Origin of the sequence: Nocardioides sp. LHD-245 (assembly GCF_030929495.1) — a bacterium.
Taxonomy (GTDB): Bacteria; Actinomycetota; Actinomycetes; order Propionibacteriales; family Nocardioidaceae; genus Nocardioides.
The window spans coordinates 18,993-43,392 of sequence record NZ_JAVFWN010000024.1; the positions used below are offsets into that span (position 1 = coordinate 18,993).

18 protein-coding genes are annotated in these 24,400 nt (G+C 73.0%); 6 read left to right on the top strand and 12 right to left on the bottom strand.

Annotation, left to right across the window (positions count from 1 at the left end; translation table 11 throughout):
• The first annotated feature begins 16 nt into the window (after positions 1–16).
• From RB608_RS26830 to msrA, 4 genes are read left to right on the top strand one after another with little or no spacing between them, the layout of a single operon-like run.
• Entirely contained in the window at positions 17–949 is a 933-nt protein-coding gene (locus RB608_RS26830; protein ID WP_308091162.1) for a VOC family protein, read from the top strand.
• A gap of 5 nt (positions 950–954) precedes the next feature.
• Entirely contained in the window at positions 955–2,463 is a 1,509-nt protein-coding gene (locus RB608_RS26835; protein WP_308091163.1) for an AMP-binding protein, read from the top strand.
• On the top strand, positions 2,460–3,212 hold the full coding sequence (locus RB608_RS26840; RefSeq protein WP_308091164.1) for an SDR family NAD(P)-dependent oxidoreductase: 753 nt from the start codon (positions 2,460–2,462) through the stop codon (positions 3,210–3,212). The genes RB608_RS26835 and RB608_RS26840 overlap by 4 nt, the downstream gene beginning before the upstream one ends.
• A gap of 41 nt (positions 3,213–3,253) precedes the next feature.
• Complete coding sequence (gene msrA / locus RB608_RS26845) at positions 3,254–3,904, top strand: peptide-methionine (S)-S-oxide reductase MsrA (RefSeq protein ID WP_308091165.1); 651 nt, start codon at positions 3,254–3,256, stop codon at positions 3,902–3,904.
• 29 nt (positions 3,905–3,933) lie between these two features.
• Here msrA and RB608_RS26850 read toward each other — a convergent pair whose 3' ends face one another.
• Complete coding sequence (locus tag RB608_RS26850) at positions 3,934–11,508, bottom strand: DUF5979 domain-containing protein (RefSeq protein WP_308091166.1); 7,575 nt, start codon at positions 11,506–11,508, stop codon at positions 3,934–3,936.
• 423 nt (positions 11,509–11,931) lie between these two features.
• Here RB608_RS26850 and RB608_RS26855 point away from each other — a divergent pair, with 423 nt between their 5' ends.
• Positions 11,932–13,269: an AarF/UbiB family protein gene (locus RB608_RS26855; protein ID WP_308091167.1), complete on the top strand. Its 1,338-nt coding sequence runs from the start codon at positions 11,932–11,934 to the stop codon at positions 13,267–13,269.
• A 14-nt stretch (positions 13,270–13,283) separates the two neighbouring features.
• On the opposite strand, the gene RB608_RS26860 is transcribed toward RB608_RS26855, so the two are convergent.
• The 9 genes from RB608_RS26860 to RB608_RS26900 all read right to left on the bottom strand — a co-directional run bounded on the left by RB608_RS26860 (position 13,284) and on the right by RB608_RS26900 (position 21,862).
• Positions 13,284–14,015: a VOC family protein gene (locus tag RB608_RS26860; RefSeq protein ID WP_308091168.1), complete on the bottom strand. Its 732-nt coding sequence runs from the start codon at positions 14,013–14,015 to the stop codon at positions 13,284–13,286.
• Positions 14,012–14,395, bottom strand: a complete 384-nt coding sequence (locus RB608_RS26865) for a pyridoxamine 5'-phosphate oxidase family protein (RefSeq protein ID WP_308091169.1) — start codon at positions 14,393–14,395, stop codon at positions 14,012–14,014. Before RB608_RS26865 ends, RB608_RS26860 begins: the two co-directional genes overlap by 4 nt.
• A gap of 29 nt (positions 14,396–14,424) precedes the next feature.
• Positions 14,425–15,204: a TSUP family transporter gene (locus RB608_RS26870; RefSeq protein ID WP_308091170.1), complete on the bottom strand. Its 780-nt coding sequence runs from the start codon at positions 15,202–15,204 to the stop codon at positions 14,425–14,427.
• A 10-nt stretch (positions 15,205–15,214) separates the two neighbouring features.
• Positions 15,215–15,760 carry a hypothetical protein gene (locus tag RB608_RS26875; RefSeq protein WP_308091171.1) on the bottom strand — a complete coding sequence of 182 codons (546 nt, stop codon included), beginning with the start codon at positions 15,758–15,760 and terminating at the stop codon, positions 15,215–15,217.
• Positions 15,757–17,529 carry an alpha/beta hydrolase gene (locus RB608_RS26880; RefSeq protein WP_308091172.1) on the bottom strand — a complete coding sequence of 591 codons (1,773 nt, stop codon included), beginning with the start codon at positions 17,527–17,529 and terminating at the stop codon, positions 15,757–15,759. The genes RB608_RS26875 and RB608_RS26880 overlap by 4 nt, the downstream gene beginning before the upstream one ends.
• Positions 17,526–17,861 carry a hypothetical protein gene (locus RB608_RS26885; RefSeq protein WP_308091173.1) on the bottom strand — a complete coding sequence of 112 codons (336 nt, stop codon included), beginning with the start codon at positions 17,859–17,861 and terminating at the stop codon, positions 17,526–17,528. The genes RB608_RS26880 and RB608_RS26885 overlap by 4 nt, the downstream gene beginning before the upstream one ends.
• Positions 17,862–17,983: 122 nt before the next feature.
• The gene (locus RB608_RS26890; RefSeq protein WP_308091174.1) at positions 17,984–20,011 is read right to left on the bottom strand and encodes a VWA domain-containing protein; all 2,028 of its coding nucleotides are present in this window, start codon (positions 20,009–20,011) and stop codon (positions 17,984–17,986) included.
• Positions 20,008–20,409, bottom strand: a complete 402-nt coding sequence (locus RB608_RS26895; RefSeq protein ID WP_308091175.1) for an OsmC family peroxiredoxin — start codon at positions 20,407–20,409, stop codon at positions 20,008–20,010. The genes RB608_RS26890 and RB608_RS26895 overlap by 4 nt, the downstream gene beginning before the upstream one ends.
• On the bottom strand, positions 20,402–21,862 hold the full coding sequence (locus RB608_RS26900) for a magnesium chelatase (RefSeq protein ID WP_308091176.1): 1,461 nt from the start codon (positions 21,860–21,862) through the stop codon (positions 20,402–20,404). The genes RB608_RS26895 and RB608_RS26900 overlap by 8 nt, the downstream gene beginning before the upstream one ends.
• 52 nt (positions 21,863–21,914) lie before the next feature.
• Here RB608_RS26900 and RB608_RS26905 point away from each other — a divergent pair, with 52 nt between their 5' ends.
• Entirely contained in the window at positions 21,915–22,748 is an 834-nt protein-coding gene (locus tag RB608_RS26905; protein ID WP_308091177.1) for an adenylate/guanylate cyclase domain-containing protein, read from the top strand.
• A 9-nt stretch (positions 22,749–22,757) separates the two neighbouring features.
• On the opposite strand, the gene RB608_RS26910 is transcribed toward RB608_RS26905, so the two are convergent.
• Positions 22,758–23,942, bottom strand: coding sequence for a lipid-transfer protein (locus RB608_RS26910; RefSeq protein ID WP_308091178.1), 1,185 nt, complete (start codon positions 23,940–23,942; stop codon positions 22,758–22,760).
• Positions 23,939–24,394 carry an OB-fold domain-containing protein gene (locus tag RB608_RS26915; RefSeq protein WP_308091179.1) on the bottom strand — a complete coding sequence of 152 codons (456 nt, stop codon included), beginning with the start codon at positions 24,392–24,394 and terminating at the stop codon, positions 23,939–23,941. The genes RB608_RS26910 and RB608_RS26915 overlap by 4 nt, the downstream gene beginning before the upstream one ends.
• Positions 24,395–24,400 lie beyond the last annotated feature (6 nt).

Genomic DNA, 24,400 nt, shown 5'->3' on the forward strand with positions numbered 1-24,400 from the left:
TTTGGAAAGGATCACCGTGAACGGCATTCCCAAGTGGTTCGGTCATGTGAACCTCAACGTCCGTGACATCACCCGGTCCGAGCAGTACTACGCCGACGTGCTCGGGCTGCGCCCGATCGTGCGGATGGCACCGGACGTCGACCAGGCCGGAGACGCCTTCGCCATCAACGACCTGGTCCGCTGGAGCGGCGTGCTGATGAGCGACGACCGGGGTGTGCGAGGCCCCGTGCTGGACGTCTTGCAGTGGCACCCCGCGGTCGAGGACGAGCTGATCGGGCAACCCGACACCGGGCACCGGTGGGGGCTCAACCGGCTTCTCTTCACCGCTGCGGACCTCGACGAGGTCGCGGCCCGCGCCACCGCGTGGCCCCAGGAGGTGCGCGAGGTCGAGATCCTCGACGAGGACGGCGAGGCCGTCCCGGCCCTGCATCTGCGCGACCCCGACGGCACCCACCTCGAGGTCCGCTTCGACGCCGACCGGCCACTGCGCTTCCGCGGCGTCCGGCTCAACTGCAGCTCGCTGGAGCGCAGCACCGGCTTCTACCAGCGGGTGCTGCGGATGCGCATCGCCGTCGACCGCCGCACGACCATCGACGGGCAGGCCGTGCGCCGCCGGATGCTGCGCTACGAGGGCAACCGCGACACCTTCGGCATCGAGCTGTGCGAACCCGGCCCCGAGGTGCTCCTCCCCCGCGCCCTCAGCCCGGGCAACCACCCCGGTCTCTACCGGATGGCACTGGTCACCGAGGACTTCGCCGCGAGTCTGGAGCATCTGGCGGACCTGTTGCCGGAACCTCCCCGAGTCGCGAAGATCGACATCGGCGCAGGCGTCGGGCTCCTGGACGCGGTCTTCTTCGAGGATCCCGACGGTGCCGTCGTCGAGTTCATCGAGCACGGCCTCGTGGAGGGGGCCCGTCGCAACAACCGCCCCGTCCCGCAGGAGATCTAGTCGTCATGCTCAGCACGCTGCCCACCTGGATCGGCCACTGGGCCGCCCTCTTCGGCGACCGTCCGGCGATCCACTTCGGCGACGAGGTCGTGACCTGGAGCCGGTTCGACGAGGAGGTCGCCCGCTGGCGGGCCCGTCTCACCGCGCGAGGCGTGCGGCCCGGGGACCGGGTGGCGATCTGCCTGCTGAACCGGCCGGAGTTCTTGTACGTCGAGTTCGCCGCGCACCGCATCGGCGCCGTCGTCATCCCGGTCAACACCCGCCTGGCGCCGCGCGAGCTCGCCGAGGTGCTCCAGGACGCGACCCCGACCGTGGCCGTCTACGAGCGAGCGCTGCCCGCCCTGGCGGCGTACCTGGCGCAGACCTGGACCGGAGGCACCGCGGTCGACGTCGATGCCGCGGAGGAGGTCGAGCCGGACCGGGCGCCGCTGATCGGCCGCGACACGGACGAGCCGGCCACGATCATCCACACCTCGGGCACGACCGGGCGCCCCAAGGGAGTGACACTCACGCTGGGCAACCTGGAGGCGTCCCGGACGCTGTGGATGTCGGAGTACGCCCTGACCCACCGCGACGTGCACCTGGTGGTGATGCCGCTGTGCTTCTCCGGCGGCTTCATCGCCTCGTCCAAGCATGCGATCGCCGCCGGAGGGACCATCGTGCTGGTCCGCGAGTTCGAGCCGCTCCAGGCCCTGCGCCTCATCGAGCGGCACGGGGTCACCTGGATCACCTCCGTCCCGACGATCCTGGATCGGATGCGCACCGCGGAGACCTGGACGTCCACCGATCTCACCTCGCTGCGCGGCATCCAGTCGGGCGGCGCCGTGGTCCCACCCGAGCTCGTCGAGGCGTACGGCGCCCGCGGGGTCGACGTCAGCCAGGCCTACGGCCTCTCCGAGGCGACCGGCGGGCCGTCGATGTGGATGGACGACGCGATGATCCGGGTCAAGGTCGGCTCGGTCGGTCGTGCTGCGCTCGGCTTCGAGATCCGGTTGCTCGACGACACGGGCGACGACGTCGGTGTGGGCGAGATCGGCGAGATCGCCCTGCGCGGCCCCCAGGTCTTCGCCGGCTACTGGGGGCGCCCCGACCTCACCGCGGAGGTGCTGGCCGACGGCTGGCTCCGCACCGGCGACCTGGCCCATCGTGACGACGACGGCTACTACTTCATCGCCGGGCGCAAGAAGGAGATGATCGTGACCGGCGGCCTGAACGTCTACCCGGCGGAGGTGGAGCGGGTGCTGGACCAGGTCCCCGGGGTCGCCGAGTCGTCCGTGGTCGGCGTACCGAGCGTGCGCTGGGGCGAGGAGGTCGTGGCCTGCGTGCTCCCGGAGCCGGGCCGCGTCGTCGACCCCGCGGCGGTGACCACCGCGGCGCGAGCCGGCCTCGCCGACTACAAGGTGCCCAAGCGGGTGCTGGTCATGGACGACTTCCCCCGCACCCTGTCCTCGAAGGTGCAGCGCGTCGCACTGCGCGAGCGCGCCACGCTGCTGCTCGCCGAGGAGGCCCGGTGAGCCGGCCCGCCCGCACCGTCCTCGTGACCGGCGCCAACGGCGTCGTGGGGCGGATCGTCGCCGAGCGGTTCGCCGCGCTCGGCGACCGCGTGGTCGGTCTCGACCTGACCACGCCCACCGACGCCCTCCCCGGCGTCACCCATGTCGAGGTCGATCTGGCCGACGACGCCCAGGCGGGCGCCGCGCTCGACGAACTGCGTCGCGACGGCCTGCGGTTCGACGTCCTGGTCAACTGCGCGGCATTGTTCGGCGACTACCGCGCCACCCACCGGATCGCGCTCGAGACCTGGGACCGGTTCATGCAGGTCAACGTCCGCGGTCCGTTCCTGCTCATCCGCGAGGTCCTCCCCGACATGCTCGCCGCCGGCTACGGACGCATCGTCAACGTGGCCAGCATCAGCTCGGTGCAGGGCGGCTACCGCCAGGCCCACTACGCCGCCTCGAAGGCCGCCCTGATCGGCCTGTCCAACACCGTCGCACTGGAGTACGGGCCCCACGGGATCACCAGCAACTGCGTGCTGCCGGGCGTCATCGACGTACCCCGGCTCGCCGATGCCCCCGACGACGTCCGCGAGCACGCGCTCGGCACCGTCCCGTCGCGACGGTGGGCGCAGCCGGAGGAGGTGGCCGCCGCGGTGCTCTACCTCGCCGGTGACGACGCCGGCTACGTCAACGGTGTCCAGCTGCCCGTCGACGGCGGCAGCGCCCTGCTCCAGCTGCGGTTCAGCCGCGAGCTCCGCTTCGACTGAGGCCCGCGGCGGGCCCTTGCCGGCGGGGAGACAATGGAGTCATGTTCTCCCGCCGCACGCCCGACCTGATCGCCCCCGCCGAGGCGCTGCCCGGCCGCCCGGCCCCGGCGTTCGCCCTTCCGACGCTGCACGAGGTGCTGCACACCCCGCTGGTGACCGGCCCCGACGCCGGCGAGGTCCCCGACGGCCTCGAGGTCGCCATCTTCGGCCTCGGCTGCTTCTGGGGCGCCGAGGAGATCTACTGGCAGATCCCCGGCGTGTGGTCGACCTCGGTCGGGTACGCCGGCGGGCACACGCCGAACCCGACGTACGAGGAGGTCTGCAGCGGCCGCACCGGCCACACCGAGGCCGTCCGGATCGTCTTCGACCCCACGCAGGTCACCTACGCCGACCTCGTCAAGCAGTTCTTCGAGGTCCACGACCCGACCCAGGGCATGCGCCAGGGCAACGACGTCGGCAGCCAGTACCGCTCGGCGATCTACTACACGACCCCCGAGCAGGAGCAGACCGCACGGGAGCTGACGCGGGTGTACGGCGACGAGATCGCGGGTCGCGGCTACGGAGAGATCACCACCGAGATCGCGCCCGCGCCGGCGTACTACTACGCCGAGCCGCACCACCAGCAGTACCTGCACAAGGTCCCGCACGGCTATCGCTGCCACGCCAACACGGGCGTGCCCTTCCCTGTCTGAGAAGAGCACGCCCGTGGGCGAGGAGGCGCTCAGGCCCGGTGGGTGCCCTTCCGGGTCCGGCCGACCAGGTAGCCACCGCACAGCAGCATCAGCACACCGGTGACCAGGAACCACGGGAGGCTGGCCGGGCTGCCGGTGTCCGGCAGCGCCACGCCGCCGACCTCACCCTCGTCGCCGCCCTTGCCGCCCTTGCCGCCGCCGTCGTCGACGCCGCCCACGTCGCCCGGGCTGGGCGGGGTGGTGTGCTCGGTGGTGCACAGGCTCGCCACCCGGGCCGGGCTGCCGACCTTCGGGCAGGACGACGGCGGGGTGTCCTCCGCGCTGCCGCTGACCACGTTGCGCAGGGTCACGCCCCACGCCCCGGTGTTGACGACGACCGTGTAGCTCAGCGTGGCGACCGCTCCCGGCGCCAGCGTCGGGATCTGCCACACCAGGCGGTTGTCGGTGCGGGTGACGCTTCCGGCGCTCGGCGTGCCGAGCGGCTGGAGCTGGGCGTTGCCCAGCACGGCGGTGAGGTCGTCCTCCACCACGATCCCGACGACCGCGGTCTTCTTGGACCGGCTGGTGGCCGTGAGCGTGTAGGTGATCGAGCCGCCCGGCGCGACCCGCGAGCCCGAGGCCGGGTCGGCCGTCTTCGTCAGGTCCCACTCCGCCTTGGTCTCGTGCGTGGTCTGGCACGGCTCGCACGTCGTCGGCGGGACCTCGCCCGTCGCGGAAGCCACATTGCGCAGCTCCACACCGACGGCTGCGGCGTCCACCTTGTACCGGTAGGTCAGCGTCAGCGGCTGGCTGCCGTCGACGGTGCCGGCGGTCCACCGGATCTTCTGTCCATCGACGATCGCCGTGCCCTGGCTGGCGACGGGGTCGCCGACGGCGGTGGCGTACGGCGCGATCTCGGCGAGGTCGTCGACGACCACGACGTCGTCGACCGGGTTGGTGCCGTCGGGCGTGATCGTCACCGTGTAGGTGATCACGTCACCCGGGGCCACGACCGCGCCGGACCCGGGGTCCGAGGTCTTCGCGACCCGGTAGCCACCGGGGGTGCGGTGCAGCGTGTTGGTGGCGACCACCGCGACCGTCGTGCCGGCGCCGATGGTCAGGTCGACGTCGCGGCCCGAACCGGCGGCGTCGCCGTCGACGGTGTAGCTGACGTCGCCCCACGCGAAGCCGCGGTCCGGGGCGGGCATCTCGTCGCTCGGCTCGGTGAGCCGGCAGGTGCTGCCCTGCGGCAGCCGCGGGCCGTCGTACGCGGCGACGGTGTCGCGCGCGACGTCGATCCGGCCGGTCACCGGGTCGTCGGCACCGGGCACGGCGCACACGTAGCCGAACGGGTACGTCGTCGCCGGCTGCGGCGCTCCTGCCGGGACGCCCGTCCCGGTCAGCAGCTTCTTGACGGTGAACGTGCCGAAGACCCGGCTGATCGGGTTGTCGACGGTGACCTTGACCGGGTCCTGGCCGGCGGTGACGGTCACCGGGCCGGACGGGCTGTAGGTCGGCGTGCCCCAGCGGTACGACGGGTCGGCGAGTGCCGGCCGGGTCGCCTGCTCCTGGACCGTGCAGGTGGAGCCGATCGGCACGTCGCTCACGGTGCCCGACGCGGTCGGCGAGACCGTCAGGGTCCGCGTGATGGCGGCGCCGCTGACCGGGGTGCACTTCACGTCCACGGCGAAGTCGCCGGCGACGTAGCCGGCCCTCGTCCCGGAGACCGTCTTGACGACCTCCACGGCGCGGGTGTGCCGCTGGAGCTCGTTGGTGACCGTGACGACGACCGCCGCCTGGCCGGCGGGCAGCGTGAAGGTGACGCCCGCGGGCCCGGTGCTGACGCCGTTCTCGTCCACGCCGGCGACGCCGTACGCCGCGGCCTTCCAGGAGTACGACGGGTCGCCGAGCGCGGGGAGCGCGTTCTCGCTCACCGTGCAGGAGCTGCCGACCGGGACGTCGGGTGCGTTCCAGAGCCCACCCGCCGCGATCGCCGCGGAGGTGCCCTGGACCTTGTCGCCGTTCTTGGCCACGCAGGAGTAGTCGAAGGTGTAGGTCTGGCCCGCCGGCTCGCCGGCCGTCGCTCCGGTCAGCGCCTTGGTGATGGCGAACGCGCCCGTGGTCCGCGACGCGGTGTTGGTGACGGTCAGGGTGACCGTCGTCCCGGCGCCGACGGTGACCGAGTCCGGCGAGATGACCGGTGCCTGCCACACGAACGAGGGGTCACCGGCGACCGGCGCGGGCCGGAGTCCGGTGTCCTCGGTGGCGGTGCAGGTCGAGCCGACCAGGACGCCGCCGACGGTGAAGGTGCCCTCGTCGGTGACCGTCCAGGTGCCGGTGACCGGGTCGTCGCTGCCGTAGGTGCAGCGGTAGCCGCCGGTGAACGCCAGGTCGTCGTCGATCGACTGGCCGCCGGCGATCTCCTTGGTGATCGCCAGGGTCCCGTAGACGCGGGCGACGTCGTTGGTGATCGTCACCTTCTGGCCGCCGGCCGCGGTGAGCGTCACGACGCCGCCGTCCGGCGCGATGACCGGGGCGAGCCACGTGTACGAGCCGTCGGCGAGGTCGCCGTCGTCGAGGGTGTCCTCGGTGACGGTGCAGACCGACTCTGCGGGGATCCGCTCGGCCGGACCGGCGACCCGCACCGAGCCACCGGTCGCGGGCAGCTCCCAGCGACCCTGGCCGACGACCGTGGTGTCGTAGCTGCAGCTCCAGGCGCCCTGGACGGTGCTGCCACCGGGCAGGGCGGCCGCGGGGCCGTCGTACTCCTTGACCACGGTGAGGTCGGAGTAGACCCGCTTCACGTCGTTGGTGACGACCAGCGCCGGCGTCGTGGTGCCGACGGTGACCGGTCCGGAGACCTGGGGCGCGGTCCACGTCCAGGAGGTGTCGGCCAGGTCGCCGTCGTCGAGCGCGTCCTCCGTCACCGAGCAGACCGTGCCGAGCGGCAGGTCCGGGTCGGGAGTGAGCGCGGCGTCGCCGGTGCCCGTGACGCGCCAGGTGCCGGAGAAGGTCTCCTCCGTCGCCTCGCCCTGGTCGTAGACGCACGACCAGGCGCCGGTGAACGCGGTGCCGGAGGCGATGACGCCCGAGGTCACGCCGGGGCCGTAGGCCTTGCGGATCTCGAGGTCGCCCGTCACCCGGGTGATCGGGTTGGCGACCGCGACGGTGGCGCCGTCGGCGTCGATCTCGACCGTGTCGGTCTCGTCACCGTCGATCTCGATCGTGGGTCCGCCCCAGGCATAGGAGGCGTCGCGCAGCAGGTTCGCCGTGGGCGCGGTCTCGCGGACCTCGCAGGTCCAGCCGCGCGGGATCCCACCGGCCAGCGGCACCGCAGCGGCACCGGCGACGACCTGGACCTCGCCCTCGAAGAAGGGCCCGGTGGCCGGGTCGGCGAGGTAGCAGTGGTAGGCCACGGTGAAGTCCGCGCCCGTGCGGGTGTAGCCGTCGGTCTCGCCGGTGACCTTCTTGGTCACGAGGAGGCCGCCCGTGAGGCGCTTGATCTTGTTGGTGACCTTCATCGTGTTCGGGCCCGCGGCGCTCACCGTGACACCGGTGAGCGTGGGGGTCTCCCACACGTACGACGGGTCGCCGCTCGCGGCGCCACGGTCGTTCTCCGTTGCGGTGCACTGCGAGGTGAGCAGCACGCTGCCGGCCGGACCGGTGAGCGTGGCCGCGCCCGCGCCGTCGACCGTCCAGGCGCCGCCGACCGACTGCCCGCCGTAGGTGCAGGACCAGGTGCCGGAGTAGGTGCGGTCCGCGGCGAGGACGCCGGAGTGTCCGGCCTCGTCGACGATCTTGGTCAGGCCGATCGGGCCGCGCACCCGCTCCACGGTGTTGGTCACCGTGATCGTGGGCGAGGAGCCTTCGGCGGCCTTGACCGACGCCGGCGCGATGTCCGGTCCGGCGGACCAGGCGAAGGACGCGTCGGCGAGGCCGGCCCCGGCCGGGACCGGAGCCTCGCTCGCCGAGCAGCTCACGCCGAGCGGCACGGTGAAGCTCACCGTGGCGCCGGCCTTGACGCCGCTCGGGCCGTAGGTGGTGCCCGCACAGGTCAGCGACACCTGGAAGGTGGTGCTGGCCGCGCCGGTGAACCCGCCGTCGGGGTCGACGACCCGCTTGGTCACGGCGACGTCGACCTCGCGAGGACTGATCGTGTTGGTGGCCTGCACCGTCACGGGCCCGCCGTCGGCCGGCGTCGTGAAGTCGACGCTGCGGCCCGAGGCGGTGCCGGTCGCACCGGTGACGCTGAAGCTGACGCCGTCGTCCCAGCGGTAGGGGTCGGTCGGCGCCGGGTTGGCTCCCTCGGTGATCGTGCAGGAGCTGCCGGCCGGGATGTCGACTCCGGCGGGCAGGCTGGTCGTCTGACCGGCCCGGGCCTGCAGGGAGCCGGTCAGCGCGGTGCCGCCACCGGCCGGGGTGCAGGAGTAGCTGAACGTGAACGGCTGGTCGGCGTACGCCGTGCCGGCGGTGCCGCCGTCGACGACCTTGCCCACCGCGAAGGACCCGGTGACCCGGCGCACCGGGTTGGTCACGTCGAACGTGGCCGTCGGGTTCGCCTTGGTGACCTTGACGCTCGCCGGCGTGATCGTCTCCGCGCCCCACACGTAGGAGGCGTCGGTGGCGCTCGGCGCGGCCGGGGACGGGGCGTTCTCGGTGATCGTGCAGGTCGAGCCGAGCAGGATCGTGCCGGTGGGGCCGTTGACCGTCGCGGCGCCCGCGCCGGTGCGCTGCCAGGTGCCGGTGACGGGCGCGTCGCCGCCGTAGACGCACGACCAGGTTCCGGAGAACGTGGTGCCGGCGCCGTTGACGCCGTTCAGCCCGTCGACCGCCTTCGTGACAGCCAGGTCGCCGTAGGCGCGCTTGATCTTGTTGGTGACCGTGACGCTGACGGTGGTGTTCTTCGTGCTCAGCGTCTTCGTGACCGGGGCGGGCGCGCCGTCCCAGACGTAGGAGTCGTCGACCAGGCCGGCCGAGCCGCTCGGTGCGTTCTCCGTGACGGTGCACGACGTCCCGACCGGGAGGTCCGGCGTGGTCGCGGTGCCGCCGACGGCGAGGTCGAAGGTGTGCTGGTAGTTCGCGCCGCCGCCGCTGGCCGGCTGGTCACACGCGACGGTGACGGGGAAGGTGGTACCCGAGGCGACGCCCGAGGCGAGGGCTGTCGGCGCGATCGCCTTGGTGACGGAGAGCTTGGCGTAGACCGGCACCGTCGGGTTGGTGACCGTGACGGTCTTGGAGCCACCGGTCGGCACGGCGACGGTGCCGTTGGTCAGGCCGGCGTAGGACGGCGTGCCCCACTCGTGGGACGCGGCGAGCAGGTTGCCCGCGGGCGCGGTCTCGACGACGGTGCAGTTCACGTTGGCCGGGACGGACACCGTCTGCTGGCTCTGGGCACCGCTCGCCGCGAGGTTCACGGTGACCGGGTTGTTGCCGCAGTCGTAGGTGACCGCGAACGGCGTGCCGCTGCCGACGTACCCGCCGCCCTGGACGACCTTCTTGAGGACCAGGTCCGCGAGGTTGCGCTTGAAGTGGTTGGTGACCGTGGTCGACGTCGTCTGACCGGCCGCGACAGTGACGCTCGCCGGCGCGAAGCCGTTGCCGTCCCAGCCGTAGGAGCCGTCGGCGAAGTCGCCCGGCTTGGCGCTCAGCGTCTCGGTGAAGGTGCAGGTGGCGCCGGCGGCGATGCCGGGGACGACAGCCGGGGTGCCCGGCGTGACGTCGACCGTCCCGGAGGCGACGACCGTGTCGGCCGGCAGCGAGCAGCTGTAGGTCACCGGGAACGCGCGGGCGTCGCCTCCGGTGTAGCCGCCGGCGGGCGTGCCGGCGCGGGGGGCGACGATCTTGGTGACGCGGATCGAGCCGGTGGCCTGGGTGATCGTGTTGGTGATGGTCACCGTCGGGCTGGTGCCGTCGGCGATGGTGACGCCGTTGTCGGCGTAGGACGGCGCCGACCAGGAGTACGACGCGTTCTTCAGGTTGCCGGTCGGCTGGGTCTCGGTCACCGTGCAGGTGCGGCCCACAGGGATGGCGGGCGAGGTGAACCCGGTGCCGGTCGAGACCGAGAAGGCGACGTTGCCGCTGCCACAGTTGTAGGTGCCGGTGAACGGCGTGCTCGCCGTACCGGTGAAGCCGTTGGCCGGGTCGGCGATCATCTTGGCGATCTTGAAGGTGCCGGTCTGGTAGCGGTTGACCACGGTGCAGGTCACGTTCTGTCCGTCACCGACGGTGACCGAGCCGTTCGCGCCGTTGCCGGTGCCGCCGCTGCACGACCAGCCCTGGCTGACGTAGCCGACCGGGCCGGTCTCCGTGAGGTCGTAGCTGCCGGTGCCGACCCGCTGCGAGGTGACCGCCGCCGAGCCGCCGGGGCCCGAGATCGTCGTGGGGCCCGTCCCGGTGAGCGTGAAGCTCGCCGCGGTGGCGCTGCCGCCACCGGTGTTCTGGACGGTCTTGACCAGAGTCAGGGTGCCCTTGGGGGTGTAGGTGTTCGTGAAGGTGCAGGTGATCGGGCCGGCGGCGGTCGTGGCCGGCGCCGGGACGTTGGCGAGGTCCAGCTTGCGGGCCGCGAGGTTGTAGCTCGCCTGCGGCACCGTCGCGCCGGTGCCGTCGACACACGCGATGCCGGTCAGTGCCCAGCGGTCGCTGCCCGCGCCGCTGGGCGCGGCCTCGGTGACGGAGACCGACTCGGTCTGCAGCAGCTCCTTGGTCGTGGAGCCGGACGTGCTCGAGCTCGAGGAGAGGTTGAACGAGCCGGCGTCCCAGGGCGAGCCGGGCCGGTTGGACGTCGAGCCGAACCCAAAGGTCGTGCTCGGCACCGTGACACCGGCCGGGCCGACGACCTTCTTCACGATCTTCAGGCTGCGGACCTGCACCAGGCTGACGTAGATGCAGGCGGAGGTCTGGGCGCTCTCGTCGGTCAGGAACTCGTTGTTGGTGCCACCGCTGGGCGCGGCCGGGCAGGTGCCGTTCGACGCGGGGGCGCGGAAGCCGTCGACGGCGAGGCGGTAGCTGGCGCCGCCGATGGTGACGGTCTGCTGGCTGATGGCGCTGGTGAACTTGATCTGGTCGAGGCAGTTGCCGTTGCCCTTCCACCAGCCGGAGGGGCAGGAGAAGCTGCTGTTCGAGGTCTCCCACAGCGTCCAGTCCCAGGTGAAGGTGTTGGCGCCGGTGACGCCGGCGAGCTGGAAGCTCATCTTGCCGGTGAAGCGGTCGTCGCTCGTGGTGACCGGGTTGTTGTAGTGCGTCACCTTGCCCAGCAGGAACGGTGTCCCGTCCTGGGCGGTGGTGGCGGCGGTCGGCACCACCCCGACGGCGCTCTGCGTGCTGGTGCTGAGGTTCGTCGGACAGTTGTTGCCGTAGCCGTGGGCGGTGCGCGCCTCACCCGACGAGTTCACGTAGGCCGAGCTCGTGGACGTGTTGACCGGTGCGTACCTGATGCAGTTGCCACTGGTCGGGGCGTGATCGCTCATCTGCGCGGTCACCTGGCCGATGGTGATCGTGGCGGCCTGGGCGGCGGGCAGCGTGGCCGGCGAGAGCCCGACACCGATGTTGATGCCACCGGCAAGCAGGGCCAGGGTGACGAGCCTGATGCCCGTACGACGGATCGCGCCCGGTCGCCGTGACGGCACGCCGGAAAAACGGTCGGCAATTACGCCCATGATGAAAGGCCCCTCCAGCCTTGTGCCCGCTCTTCCCTCCCACGGATCGAGACGGGCGTGTCCCATTGATCGGAGATCACGCTAGGTGCTTTCCTGAGCGGTGTCCGGTCGATTGCCCGCCCAGTTTGCGCGCGCGGATGTGTCGTGCGACACCGCTTCACCCGGGACCATTCGATATCTGAGAACGCAGGATCTCGCCTCACCCCCGGGACGAGGAGTAGGCAGGGCCGTTCCCGTGCGCGCCGCCGGAGGTTGAGGATCCGTCCGGACCAGGCGCCATCGACCACATCGGCGAGCACGCCGCGCACCTGAGCCGTTTCGTGGAGCAGATCCCGGGCACGGGCGCTGACGAGGCGCGGCTCCCTCCACCAGGTCACCTGACAGACTGGGGGTATGGCTGACCTCCCTCGGAAGGCCGCAGCGCGCACGGCGCGGCTCGCGGCGCTCCCCCTCGGGTACGCCGGCCGCACGGCCGTCGGGTTCGGCAAGCGCCTCGGCGGCGCGCCCGCCGAGGCGGTGATGAGCGAGATCCAGCAGCGCACGGCGGAGCAGCTGTTCCGGACCCTGGGCGAGCTCAAGGGTGGGGCGATGAAGTTCGGCCAGGCGCTCTCGGTGCTCGAGTCGGCGCTGCCCGAGGAGATGGCGGCGCCGTACCGCGAGCAGCTGACCCGCCTCCAGGACTCCGCTCCCCCGATGCCGACCCAGACGGTGCGCGACCTCCTCGCCGAGGACCTGGGTGAGGACTGGAAGGAGCGTCTGGTCTGGCTCGACGGGGCTCCGACGGCCGCCGCGAGCATCGGCCAGGTCCACGAGGGCCGCTGGTACGACGGGCGGCGGGTCGCCGTGAAGGTCCAGTATCCCGACGCAGGTGCCGCCCTGATGGCCGACCTGCGCACCCTGGCCCGGGCCGCGCGGGCGATCGGCCCGCTCATCCCGGGCGTCGACATGAAGCCACTCGTCGAGGAGGTCCAGGCCCGGGCTCGCGAGGAGCTCGACTACGACCTCGAGGCCGAGGCGCAGCGGGAGTTCGCCCGGGAGTTCCGCGACGACCCGCACATCGTCGTTCCCGACGTCGTCGCGGTCGGGCGACGGGTCCTGGTCACCGAGTGGCTCGACTCGACGAGCTCACTGGCCGCGATCATCACCGGCGGCACGCCCGAGGAGCGCGACCACTACGGCGAGCTCTTCACCCGGTTCCTCTTCTCCGGGCCGGCGCGCACCGGCCTGCTCCACGCCGACCCGCATCCCGGCAACTTCCGGGTGATCCCGGATGCCGACGGCTCCCCGGGCCGGCTCGGCGTCCTCGACTTCGGGGCCGTGGCCCGGCTCCCCCAGCGCGGACTGCCCGAGCCGATGGGACGGCTGATCACGCTGTGCGCGGCCGGCGACGGGGATGCGCTGATCGCGGGGCTGCGCGACGAGGGCTTCCTCAAGGACCGGATCCGGATCGAGCCCCAGCTCCTCATGGACTACCTGTCCCCCTTCGTCGACCCGACCCTGGTCGAGCGCTTCCGGTTCAGCCGGGTGTGGATGCGCGAGCAGTTCCAGCGGATCAACGACCCGAAGGACCCGGCATACACCGTGAGCATCAAGCTCAACCTGCCGCCGTCGTACGTCCTCATCCACCGCACCTGGCTCGGCGGCGTCGGCGTGCTCAGCCAGCTCGAGGCCGAGGCACCGTTCCGGGCGATCATGCAGGAGTTCCTGCCGGGCTTCACGCCCGCCGGTTAGCCCGGCTAGCCCGGCTAACCCGGGTCGCCGTCGGTGAGGCAGTAGACGCGGCCGACCGGGTCGGCGAGCACGGTCCAGTGCCGATGCTGGGCGAGCACGCGCGCGCCGAGTCCGAGGTGCCGCTCGGTCTCCGCGGCCCGGTCGGTGGTGCCCCAGTCGAGGTGGGCGCGCACCTCGCCGGTGTCGTCGGCGCCGAGCCGCTGCAGCAGCAGCCGGAGCGGCTGGCCGGACGGCGCCACGAGGAAGCGGAAGTCCTCGACGAGCGTCGAGGCCCGCTGCTCCCAGCCGGTGACGGCCGACCAGAACCCGAGCTCTCTCTCGTACGACGCCCGCGGCACGTCGATCGCGACCTGGCGCACCCGCACCGCGGATCCCGGTCCGTAGGTCGTCGCGGCCGGGCGCCGCGACGCGGGATGGTCGACGAAGCAGAAGACGAGGCCGGCGGGCGAGGCCATGACGACGTACCCGCGGTCGGCGACGATCGTCGCGCCGGCGACCCGCGCGGCGTCGGCCGCCGCCAGCGGGTCGGCGACATGGAGGTCGAGATGGATCCGGTCCGCTCCGGCCTGGCGGCGCTGGACCTTGAGATAGGGGTCGCCGTCGGGCGGCAGCAGCGACGCGAACTCGTCGTGGTCGCCGCGCGGGGAGGAGACGGCGTACCCGGTCGCCTCCTGCCAGAACCCGACGCTCTCCTGGTGGTGCGCGGCGGCGTTGTCGAGGAAGGCGGTGACCCAGAACGGGGTCATCCGACCGGAGCGCAGTCGTGCCCGCAGCCGTCGGGCGGCAGCGGGCCGTCGGCATGGGCGGCGGGGCGGTGCAGCACCCCGGTGGTCGCGGTGACCACGACGTCGCCGCCGTCCTCGCCGTCGGTGGTGGCGGTGCCGTCGACGAGGAGGGTGTAGCCGTGACGCTCCCGCGGCGGGAACACCACCGTCACCGCGGGGTTCTCGGCGAGGTTGCGCAGGGTCCCCCGCCCCGGGCCGGCGATCCGCAGGGTGCCGTCGTCGCCGGCCACCGGGTCGACGGTCACGACCTTCACCTGGGGCGAGGACGTGGTCAGCAGGTAGCCGCTGTCGAAGTCGGCGAGGGCCTGGCGCAGGTCCGCGGGGTCCACCGGGATGCTCATGGCTCCAGGTTAGGACGTGTCCCGGGCGCTCACCACAGGCCGACGACACCGCCGCCGATCCGGACGACGAAGGCGCCCACCACGGCGATGAAGAACACCCGGACGAACCGGGAGCCGCGGGCGACGGCGGTCCGCGCGCCGAGGTAGCCGCCGACCAGGTTGCAGGCGCCCATCATCAGCCCGACGTCCCACAGCACCGCTCCGCTCGGGATGAAGAGGAGGAGCGCCCCGAGGTTGGTCGCGAAGTTCGCGAGCTTCGCCTTGGCCGAGGCCTGGAGGAAGTCGTAGCCCAGGAGGCCGACGAGGGCGAAGACGAAGAAGCTGCCGGTCCCCGGGCCGAGGATGCCGTCGTAGAAGCCGATCACGAACCCGACGCCCATCGCGGCCGCGAGGTGCCGGTGGCCCGCGAACCGCAGCGCGGTCCGCTCCCCCAGCGCCGGACGCATCAGGACGTATCCGCCCACGGCGACCAGGGCCAGCAGCACGATCGGCTCGAAGGCGTCGCGCGGGATGCGCGACGCCAGCAGGGCGCCCGAGAACGCGCCCCCGAGCGCGAGCGCCATCAGCGGGAGGAAGGTGCGCGGGTCGGGGCCGATCCGCCGGTAGTAGGTGAGCGAGCTGACCGCCGTGCCGCACACGGAGGCGATCTTGTTGGTCGCGAGCACCTGGACCGGGCTCGCGCCCGGCAGGCCGAGCAGCAGGGCGGGCAGCTGGACCAGGCCGCCGCCGCCGACCACGGCATCCACGAATCCGGCGGTCAGGGCCGCCAGGGCGAGGAGCACGACGACGGTCAGACTGAGGTCCCCCACGCCGCCGACTCTACGAGTCCGGCCGCGCCCGGGACGACCGGCCCAGCTCGGCGACCGGCCGGTCGTCGTACGCGCCGGCGAGCGCGGCGGACGTCTCGACGCACTCCGACCCGAGGTCGACCTGCACCAGGCTCGGCCCGATCCGGAGATGCAGCGTCAGGCGGCTCCTGGTCGCAGTGAGCAGCGCCTGGTTGTGGGGGTCCACGACCGCCCAACCGTCGGCCGCGAGGAGCTCGGCGGCCGCTGTGGTCGCCTCCTGGTGGGTGAGCTCGGAGGCGGAGGTGAAGTGCACGAAGACGTTGCTGACGACCCCGCGCGGCGCGCCGGTGTCACCGCAGACCGCGAACGAGCGGCTGCCCTGCGCCCCACCGAGCCGGAGGGTCCGCGCCAGGTCGCGGAGCACTCCGTCGAGAGCCCGGTCGGCCTCCGCGACGACGGCCTCGACCGCCCGAGCGCCCGTGGGTCGGGAGGATCGGCCGGGGTCGCCGCACCCGGACGGCGCCGCGGCCAGCAGGAGGAGGACGGCGACCGCCGGCATCCGACGACGCGGTCTCATCGGAGCCCGCCGAACGGGGCCTGCTCCCAGAGCCAGACCCCGGCCTCCGCCAGCCCGTGGGCGGCGCTCGCCCCGCTCGACGCGACCAGCAGCTCGGGCAGGGTGAGGTGCGAGCCGTCGTCGGCTCCGCGCGGGGGCTGCGCGGTCACCTCATCGTCAGCGCCCGCGACGACGTGCGCCACGTTGGCGAGTGAGGACCCCTCGAAGTACGACGTGTGGTTGGCGAGCAGCTCCCCGGCCCGCAGCTCGCCGTCGCCCGTCTCGAAGCGGGTGCCGCCGAAGCCCGCGGTGGCCGGGTCGTGGCCGAGCGGCCCGCCGCCGAGCAGGGTGACCGGGTCGCGGTCCTTGCTGCCGACCCACACGCCGGCCGCCGTCAGCTCCCCCGCCGTCGCGGCAGGGACGCCCGGGCTGCCGAGGAGGACCGCGTCGTCGACCGGGAGGCCGGCGGCGAGCGCGTGGCCGAGGGTGGTGGAGCCGTAGCTGTGGCCGATCGCGGTCAGGTGGGCCGGTGCGCCCTCGTCGGAGGCGCGGAGGCCGTCGACGAAGTCGGAGAGCCGCTCGCCCCCGGCCTCCGCCTTGCCGGGCAGGGCGACGGCACCGAAGTCGAGCTGCCCGAACGGGTCCGACGGGTCGAGAGGGTTGCCGCTCGGGGCGTCGTAGTCGGCCCAGTGGACCGACGCGACGCTGCCCCGGTCGTCGGCGACCGCGGCCTGGTGGAGCGCGAGGGTCTTGTCGAGGTTGCCCGACAGGCTCGCGGACTCCGTGCTCAGCCCGGGCACGTTGACCGAGACGTGGTCGGCGGTGTCGGGATCGCCGAAGGAGACCGCGACGCCACCGTCACCGGAGTGCAGCCCCGGGGTGTAGGCGATCAGCTCGGTGAGATGGGTGCCGGTGGCCGTGTCGCGGAGGTCGCGGTAGTCCGCCAGACCGTCGGCGACGTGGGTCGCGTTCGCGAGGATCCGCTCCTCCCGGTGGGTGAGCTGCCCGTCCTCCTCGCGCCGGGTGTAGAGGTCGAGGTCGCGGCCGAGCCCACCGCGGTTGGCCTCGTCGCGATCGGCGACCGGCACCCCGTCGGCGTTGCCGACCAGCTCGGGATGCTCGGTGGTGAGCGCCTCCTGCTCGGCCCGCCGGAGCCCGCGCCACCAGGTGGCCAGGGCGACCGGGTCGCCCCGCAGGGCGCGGAGCCGGCGGGCGAGGTCGGCGGTCTCCGGCCGACCCGGGGCCACCGCCGCGGTGGCCCCCTCGGCGGCGGTGTCGACCGAGCGGAGCGCGGCGACCAGGTCGGCCTCCGCGTCCGCCTCGTCGTGCCCCCAGGCGGCGATCCGGACCCGCAGGTCGTCGGCCCGGGCGGTGAGTTGGGCCGCCCGCTGCCGGAACTCCGCGAGCCGGTCGTCGCCGACCGTGGCGACGACCTCGGCGGCGAGCGCGTCGATCTCGGCGTTGAGCCCGGTGCGGCGCACGGTCAGGTCGTCGCGCCGGCCGAGCAGCCCGGCGAGCCGCTCGCCGAAGCGGTCCGCCGCCGTCACCGCCCGGTCGAGGGCGGCCTCGCCCGCGTCGAGCCGGTGGGCGAACCCGGTGGCGGCATGGGCGTGGGCGTCGGCGGTGTCGCCCACCCAGGCCGGCGCCGCGACCGCGGCGGCTCGACCCTGCACGTTCTTGACCGCGACCGCGGCGGCCCGCAGGTCGGTGGCGAGGTCCTGGGCGCCGGCGGGCTGTGAGTCGAGGAGCGGGCAGGCCGGGACGTGCGCGGGGACGTGGACGATCGTCACGGCCCGCTCACCTCCCGCACGGCGGCGTCCCGGTCGGCCCACGGCAGCAGCGCACGCAGTCCCTCGGCCTGCGCGCGGTCGACGATCACCAGCCGTCGGTGGAAGAAGACGAACTCCTCGGCATGGCCCGCGGCGAGACCGGCCGCCGCCTTGAGCTCGTCGGCCCACGGCTCGGCGAAGCCGCGGACGGCGGCGGCGACCGTCGCGGAGAGGCCGGCGGTCGAGAGCCGGGCGAGCCGGCGCCAGGCGCCGTCGAGCTCGTCGCTCGCGAGATCCCAGCTCTCGCGAGCCGCGCGGAGGACGGCGTACGGGACGTCGAGGATCACGGCCATGACGGCACCGGTGGGGCGAGGTGGGGATTCATGCACCCACGGCTGCCCGAGGGTTCCCGGCGGGAAACGAGCGGTTCCGGTTGTCCACAGGGGACCCCGGATCCCCGCTCAGGAAGGGCCTCTCAGCCGACCCAGAAGCCGCGCGAACCGAACCAGTCGCCGTACGTCCCCGGCCCGGACCCGCCCGGCCCGCCGGCCCCGCCTCCGCGGGACCCGAGATAGGACCCGACCACGGCCGCACCGAGGTCACCGGCCTCGGGGGCGATGACCGACCCGTCCACCCGGCGCGCCATCGACTCGACGAACCGTGCCAGCCCGGGGTCCTCACCGAGCCGGAAGAAGGTCGTCTGCGCCCCGAGGCGCCGGGCGTTGTCGAGCTCGCGGACGGCGAGGGCGATCGTCATCGGGTGCGGCGGGTAGGAGAAGGCGACCTCGCCGCTGGACTCCAGGTGGGAGGTCGGCTCGCCGTCGGTCACGATGAGCAGCACCGGCTGGGCGTTGGGGTGCTTGCGGAAGTGGCGGTTGGCGAGCAGCAGCGCGTGGTGGAGGTTGGTGCCCTTGGCCCAGCGGGCGTCGAGCGCCGTCAGCTCCTCGATCCGCATGGTCTGGGCATGCCGGCCGAAGCCGATCAGCTCCAGGCTGTCGCCGCGGAACCGGGAGCCGATGAGAGTGTGCAGCGCCAGCGCGGTCTGCTTCATCGGCACCCAGCGACCGTCCATCGCCATCGAGAAGGACGTGTCGACGCAGAGCGCGACGGCCGCCTGGGTCCGCGCCTCCGTCTCGGCGACCTCGACGTCGTCGATCGACAACAGCGGCCCGCCGGGCTCCCCCGCGCGGCGGAGTACGCCGTTGAGCATGGTCCGCGGCAGGTCCCACGGCTCGGTGTCGCCGAACTCCCACGGCCGGGTCGCGCCGGACAGGTCGCCGGCGGCGCCGGCCTGGCGCAGGTCGCGCTGGCCCTGGCGACCCGACATCCGCTGGGCGACGTCGCGCAGCAGCGCCTTGCCGAGCTGGCGCATCGCCTTGGGGGTGAGCCGCAGCTCGCCGTCGAAGCCGCGCTCCATCGCGCCGGACTCGCGCAGCGCCTTCTCCAGCTCCTGCAGCTTGCGGGCGTCGACGGCGGCCTCGTTGCCGAGCTGGCGGGCGAGCTTGTCGAGGTCGACATCATCCAGTCTGGCGCCGCCGTAGGACTGCGCGAGCTGGTCGGCCAGCGCGTCGAGGTCGGCGAGGTCCTGGAGGACGCCGGTGCCGTCGCCCAGGCCCAACCCCGTGGCCTGCCCCTCTCCTCCGCCGAACTGCTCCGCGCCGTCCCAGTCCTCGCCGGGGCGCAGGGACATCAGGTTCTCGTCGAGACGGCCGAGCTGCTCCATCAGCTGGGGCGAGCCGAAGGCCTGGGCGGAGAGCTCCATCAGCTCGCGGCGCTGCTCGGGGCTCATCGAGTTGAGCATCCGCTGCGCGGCCGCGGATCGCTGCGCCATCGCGTCGATGAGCTCGTCCACGTTCTGGGGGTTCTCGGGGAAGTGCTGGCCGTGCTTGGCCATGAACTCCTCGAAGTCCTGCGGGGTGTCCGCGGCGGCCGCGTGCTTCTCCAGCAGGTCGTTGAGGTCCGCGAGCATCTCCGAGATCGCCTGGCGATCCTCGTCGGTGGCGTTCTCCAGGGCCTGCTTCATCCCGGCGAAGCGCTGGTCAAGGAGCTCGCGGCCGAGCAGGTCCTTGATCTGCTCGAAGGCCTCCTGCGCCTCGCGGGACTGCCAGTCGTAGTCGCCGAGCTCGGTGACCGCCGCCGCCGGCGAGTCCGGAAGGTTCTGCAGCCGCATCTCACGGAACGCGCGGTCGCCGTCGTCCATCATCGCGTCACGGGCCAGCTGCTTGCGCTCCTCGAGGACCGCCTTCTCCAGCAGCTCGCGGACCTCCTGGAGGGTGCCGTCGAGATGGTGCCGCTGCAGCAGCTCGCGGCGGCGCTCGGCCACCCGGCGGGCGAGGTCGTCGAGGCCGGCCTGGTCCTGCCCGCCGCGACGCAGGAACTCCTGCATCGCGCGCTCGGGGCTGTAGCCGGCCATCACGTCCTCGCCGATGGCGTCGAGAGCCTCGGCGATGTCGACCGGCGGGGCGAGCGGGTCGCCGCCGTCGTACCGGCGGTAGCGGCTCATGACTCACTCCTTCGTACATCGGCGCCGGCGCGCAGCACGCGCGGGATCTCGGCGACCTCGTCGACCACCTCGAGCAGCAGCTGCACGCTCTCCGAGGGTGCCGTCGTGTCGAGCACGATGTCGTAGCTGATCCCGGTCGAGGTCCACACGTCGTCGAAGCCGCCGTCGGCGGTGACCGCGACCCCGTGCACGGGTACGTCGAGGCGCCGGGCCTCGCGGTAGGTGTCGTTGAGCACGCACAGCGCCACCGCGAGGTGGAGCACCTGCGCGCCGTTCGTCGCGGGTCCGGCGAGCACGCCCTCCTCCGTCCAGGCGTGCGGGAGCACGACACCCTCGCCCTCCTCTCTGCGAAGGGTGCCGGACGTGGCCCACGCGCCGAACGGGGAGGGATCAGCCATAGACGGTCTCCACGCCGTCGGAGTCCTTGCCGATCTTGCGGGCCAGGAACAGCCCCTCGAGCGCGAGCTCGATCGCGGCGGCCCGCTCGCCGTCGGTGCGGCCGCCGCCGGCCACCCCCGGAATCGAGGGACAGACCCGCTCGCAGACCTGGTCGTAGAGGTCGGACTCGCCGAGCACCGGCAGGCCGGACAGCACGTCGCGCGCGGTCACCTGGCCGCCGGTGACGACGGACGCGCCCCCCTCGATCGCGTCGACGAGCAGCGCGAAGTCGAGGCCGCGGAAGCGCTCACGGACCGTCTCGGCGGTCGCGGTGCGCAGCAGGTGGGTGAGGATCTCGTCCTCGCGCCCCTCCTCCCCGGACTCGAACTCGATCTTGCCGCCCAGCACGTCGACGGCCGTCTCCAGGTCGACGACCCGGGCGACCGCGCGGTCCTCCCCCTGGATCGTGGCGCGGCGCAGGGCCGCGGCGGCGATGGTCTCGGCACCGGCGATGGCGAAGCGGGCCGAGACTCCGGAGCGCTGGTCGACGGCACTGGAGTCGCGCAGGTTGCGGGTGAAGCGGGCCAGGATCTCGACGAGGAAGTCGGGGACGTCGACCCGGTCGGGCAGCAGGTCCGCCTCCTGCCGGACGACGGCGATCTCGGCCTCGAGGGCCTTCGGATAGTGGGTCCGGATCTCGGCGCCGAAGCGGTCCTTGAGCGGGGTGATGATCCGGCCGCGGTTGGTGTAGTCCTCCGGGTTGGCCGACGCCACGACGAACACGTCGAGCGGCAGCCGCAGGACGTAGCCGCGGATCTGGATGTCGCGCTCCTCCATCACGTTGAGCATCGCGACCTGGATCCGCTCGGCGAGGTCGGGCAGCTCGTTGATCGCGACGATCCCTCGGTGCGAGCGGGGGATCAGGCCGAAGTGGATGGTCTCCGGGTCGCCTAGCGAGCGACCCTCGGCCACCTTCATCGGGTCGACGTCGCCGATCAGGTCGGCGACGCTGGTGTCGGGCGTGGCCAGCTTCTCGGCGTACCGCTCCTCGCGGTGGCGCCAGGAGATCCGCAGGTCGTCGCCGTACGACGCCACGGCCGCCTTCGACGTCACGGTGACCGGGTCGAAGGGGTGCTCGCCGAGCTCGGAGCCGGAGATCACCGGCGTCCACTCGTCGAGCAGGCCGACCAGGGTGCGCAGGAGGCGGGTCTTGCCCTGGCCGCGCTCGCCGAGCAGGACGACGTCGTGCCCGGCGATGATCGCCCGCTCCAGCTGCGGGATGACGGTGTCCTCGAAGCCGTGCAGGCCGGGCCACGGGTCCTCGCCCGCGGCCAGCCGGGCGAGCAGGTTGTCGCGCAGCTCGGTCCGCAGGTGCCGGTGCTGGTGGCCGGAGGCGCGCAGCTCGCCGAGAGTGCTGATCGCGGGTGCGGGCGTCGGTGCGGTCGTCGGAGTCGTCGGAGCCGGGGTGGTCACCGTCTCACGCTACTGCGACCCGCAAGACCCCCGCGGGCCCTAGTCTTCGATCGTGGCGATCGTCGTCGGGATCCTGTGCGTGCTGCTGGCCGTCCTGCTCGGCCTGGTCCTGGCCTTCGCCCGCGACCGGGGCCGGCTGCAGCGGCAGCTCGCCGACACCCAGGCGCACGTCGCCCAGCTCGAGTCGGACCTCGACGCCGCGCTGCGTCCCCCGCCGCCGGCCAACTCGGCCGAGCGCGCCGTACGCCGGGTGATCCGGACGGCGTCGAAGGTCCGCTCCCACGGCATCGGCGGCCTGATCCAGAGCACGGTCGAGGACCTGCAGAGCTGGGCGAGCGACGACGAGCGCGCCGACATCCTCAACATGGCCGCCTCCGACGGTACGGTCACGCTGTTCTTCTCCGACATCGAGGACTCGACGCCGCTCAACGACCGGCTGGGCGACGCGACCTGGGTGCGGGTGCTGGCGGCCCACGACCGTGTGCTGCGTGGGCGGATCGAGAGGTACCGGGGCCAGGTCGTGAAGACCGCCGGCGACGGCTTCATGGTCGCCTTCCGCGATGCGGAGGCCGCCTGCCGGGCCGCGCTCGGCATCCAGCGCGACCTGCGGCGCGACGTGACGCTGCGCCGCTACGGCCCGATCCTGGTCCGGATCGGCGTCCACACCGGCCAGGTCGTCGCCCGCGACGGCGACTACTTCGGTCGCAATGTCGCCATGGCCGCCCGGGTCGCGAGTCTGGCCCACGGGGGCGAGATCCTCGTCAGCGACGCCGTCCGCGAGGCCCTCGGCGACGACGCCGCCCTGACCCTCGTCGAACGCGACGCCGTGGAGCTGAAGGGCCTCTCCGGCGAGCACGTGGTCTGGGAGATCCTTCCGCCGGCCTGAGGACCGAGCTCAGACCGACAGGATCACCGACGACCCGTGGCCGAACAGGCCCTGGTTGGCGGTGATGCCGACCTTCGCGCCCTCGACCTGGCGGCCCTCGGCCCGGCCCTGGAGCTGCCAGGTGAGCTCGCAGACCTGGGCGATCGCCTGGGCGGGCACGGCCTCGCCGAAGCAGGCCAGCCCGCCGGACGGGTTGACCGGGATCCGGCCGCCGAGGCTGGTGTCCCCGGCGCGGAGCAGGGCCTCGGCCTCGCCGCGCTTGCACAGCTGCAGGTCCTCGATCCAGTCCAGCTCGAGGGCGGTCGAGAGGTCGTAGACCTCGGCGACGTCGACGTCGGCGGGGTCGATGCCCGCCTCCTCGTACGCCGCCTGGCCGATCGCCTCCTTGAACGTCCGCTCGGGCACGCCGGTCACCGCCGACGAGTCGGTGGACAGCAGCGGCATGTCGATGACGGTATTGGGGAAGGTCGGCGTGATCGTCGAGACCGCGGCTACCGTCACGGGCGCGGCGATGCCGTGCCGCTTCGCGTAGTCGGCGCTGGTCAGCACGACCGCGGCCGCACCGTCGGAGGTGGCGCAGATGTCGAGCAGGTGCAGCGGGTCGGAGACCATCGGCGACGCCAGCACCTCCGCGACGGACGACTCCTTGCGGAAGCGCGCGTAGGGGTTCGCCAGGCCGTGGCGGGCGTTCTTGACCTTGACCTGCGCGAAGTCCTCCGAGGTCGCGCCGTAGAGGTCCATCCGGCGGCGGGCGTAGAGCGCGAAGTAGGCCGGGTTGGTCATGCCGAGCAGCCGGAACCGCAGCCAGTCGGGGTCGTTCCAGCGCTCGCCGGCGTTCGGGGCGAGGAAGCCCTTGGGCGTGGTGTCGGCGCCGACCACCAGCGCGACCTCGCTCATGCCGGCGAGGATCCGGGCCCGGGCGGTGTCGATGGCCTGGGCGCCGGTGGCGCAGGCGGCGTACGACGTCGCGATCCGGGCGCCGTTCCAGCCCAGGGCCTGGGCGAAGGTGGAGCCGGCCACATAGCCGGCGTACCCGTTGCGGACCGTCTCGCCGCCGACGACGAGGTCGACGTCGGCCCAGGCGATCCCGGAGTCCGCGAGGGCCTCGCGGGCGGCATGCACGCCGTACTCCCGGAAATCGCGGCCCCACTTGCCCCAGGGGTGCATGCCCGCACCCGCGATCACGACGCTCATGCCGTCGCCTCCTGTGCGGCGACCGGCTTCCAGCGGTAGATGGTGCGCTCCCCGGTCTCGTCCACGTTGAGCGTCTCGACGACCAGCTCGACCTCGGCGCCGACCCTCAGGTCGCCCACCCCGAAGCCGTCGGCGACCTGGCCGAGCACGACGAGCCCCTCGGGCAGCTCGACCGCCGCCAGCGCGAAGGGCTGGAACGGGTCGGAGGCCGGGAGGTACGGCGCCGGCGGCTGGTACTGCGCGTCCGTGTAGGACCACACCCGGCCACGCCGCGACAGCTCGACGCTGTCGTGCTCCTGGCCGTCGCAGGCGGGGTTGCTGCAGTAGAAGGCGGCGGCGCCGGCGGCCGACGGCACCGGCGGGAACACCACGTTGCTGCACCGGGTGCACCGGGAGGCGAGCAGGCGGGGCTCGGCTCCCGTGGTGAACCAGCCTTCGATCACGGGGGTCATGGCTCG

Excerpts from the sequence above, each read along its gene's own strand:
- RB608_RS26860 (WP_308091168.1), bottom strand. The coding sequence starts at position 14,015 with ATGACCCCGTTCTGGGTCACCGCCTTCCTCGACAACGCCGCCGCGCAC.
- RB608_RS26895 (WP_308091175.1), bottom strand. The coding sequence starts at position 20,409 with ATGGCTGATCCCTCCCCGTTCGGCGCGTGGGCCACGTCCGGCACCCTT.
- RB608_RS26855 (WP_308091167.1), top strand. The coding sequence starts at position 11,932 with ATGGCTGACCTCCCTCGGAAGGCCGCAGCGCGCACGGCGCGGCTCGCG.
- msrA (WP_308091165.1), top strand. The coding sequence starts at position 3,254 with ATGTTCTCCCGCCGCACGCCCGACCTGATCGCCCCCGCCGAGGCGCTG.
- RB608_RS26890 (WP_308091174.1), bottom strand. The coding sequence starts at position 20,011 with ATGAGCCGCTACCGCCGGTACGACGGCGGCGACCCGCTCGCCCCGCCG.
- RB608_RS26835 (WP_308091163.1), top strand. The coding sequence starts at position 955 with ATGCTCAGCACGCTGCCCACCTGGATCGGCCACTGGGCCGCCCTCTTC.
- RB608_RS26875 (WP_308091171.1), bottom strand. The coding sequence starts at position 15,760 with ATGAGACCGCGTCGTCGGATGCCGGCGGTCGCCGTCCTCCTCCTGCTG.
- RB608_RS26910 (WP_308091178.1), bottom strand. The coding sequence starts at position 23,942 with ATGAGCGTCGTGATCGCGGGTGCGGGCATGCACCCCTGGGGCAAGTGG.
- RB608_RS26885 (WP_308091173.1), bottom strand. The coding sequence starts at position 17,861 with ATGGCCGTGATCCTCGACGTCCCGTACGCCGTCCTCCGCGCGGCTCGC.
- RB608_RS26915 (WP_308091179.1), bottom strand. The coding sequence starts at position 24,394 with ATGACCCCCGTGATCGAAGGCTGGTTCACCACGGGAGCCGAGCCCCGC.
- RB608_RS26865 (WP_308091169.1), bottom strand. The coding sequence starts at position 14,395 with ATGAGCATCCCGGTGGACCCCGCGGACCTGCGCCAGGCCCTCGCCGAC.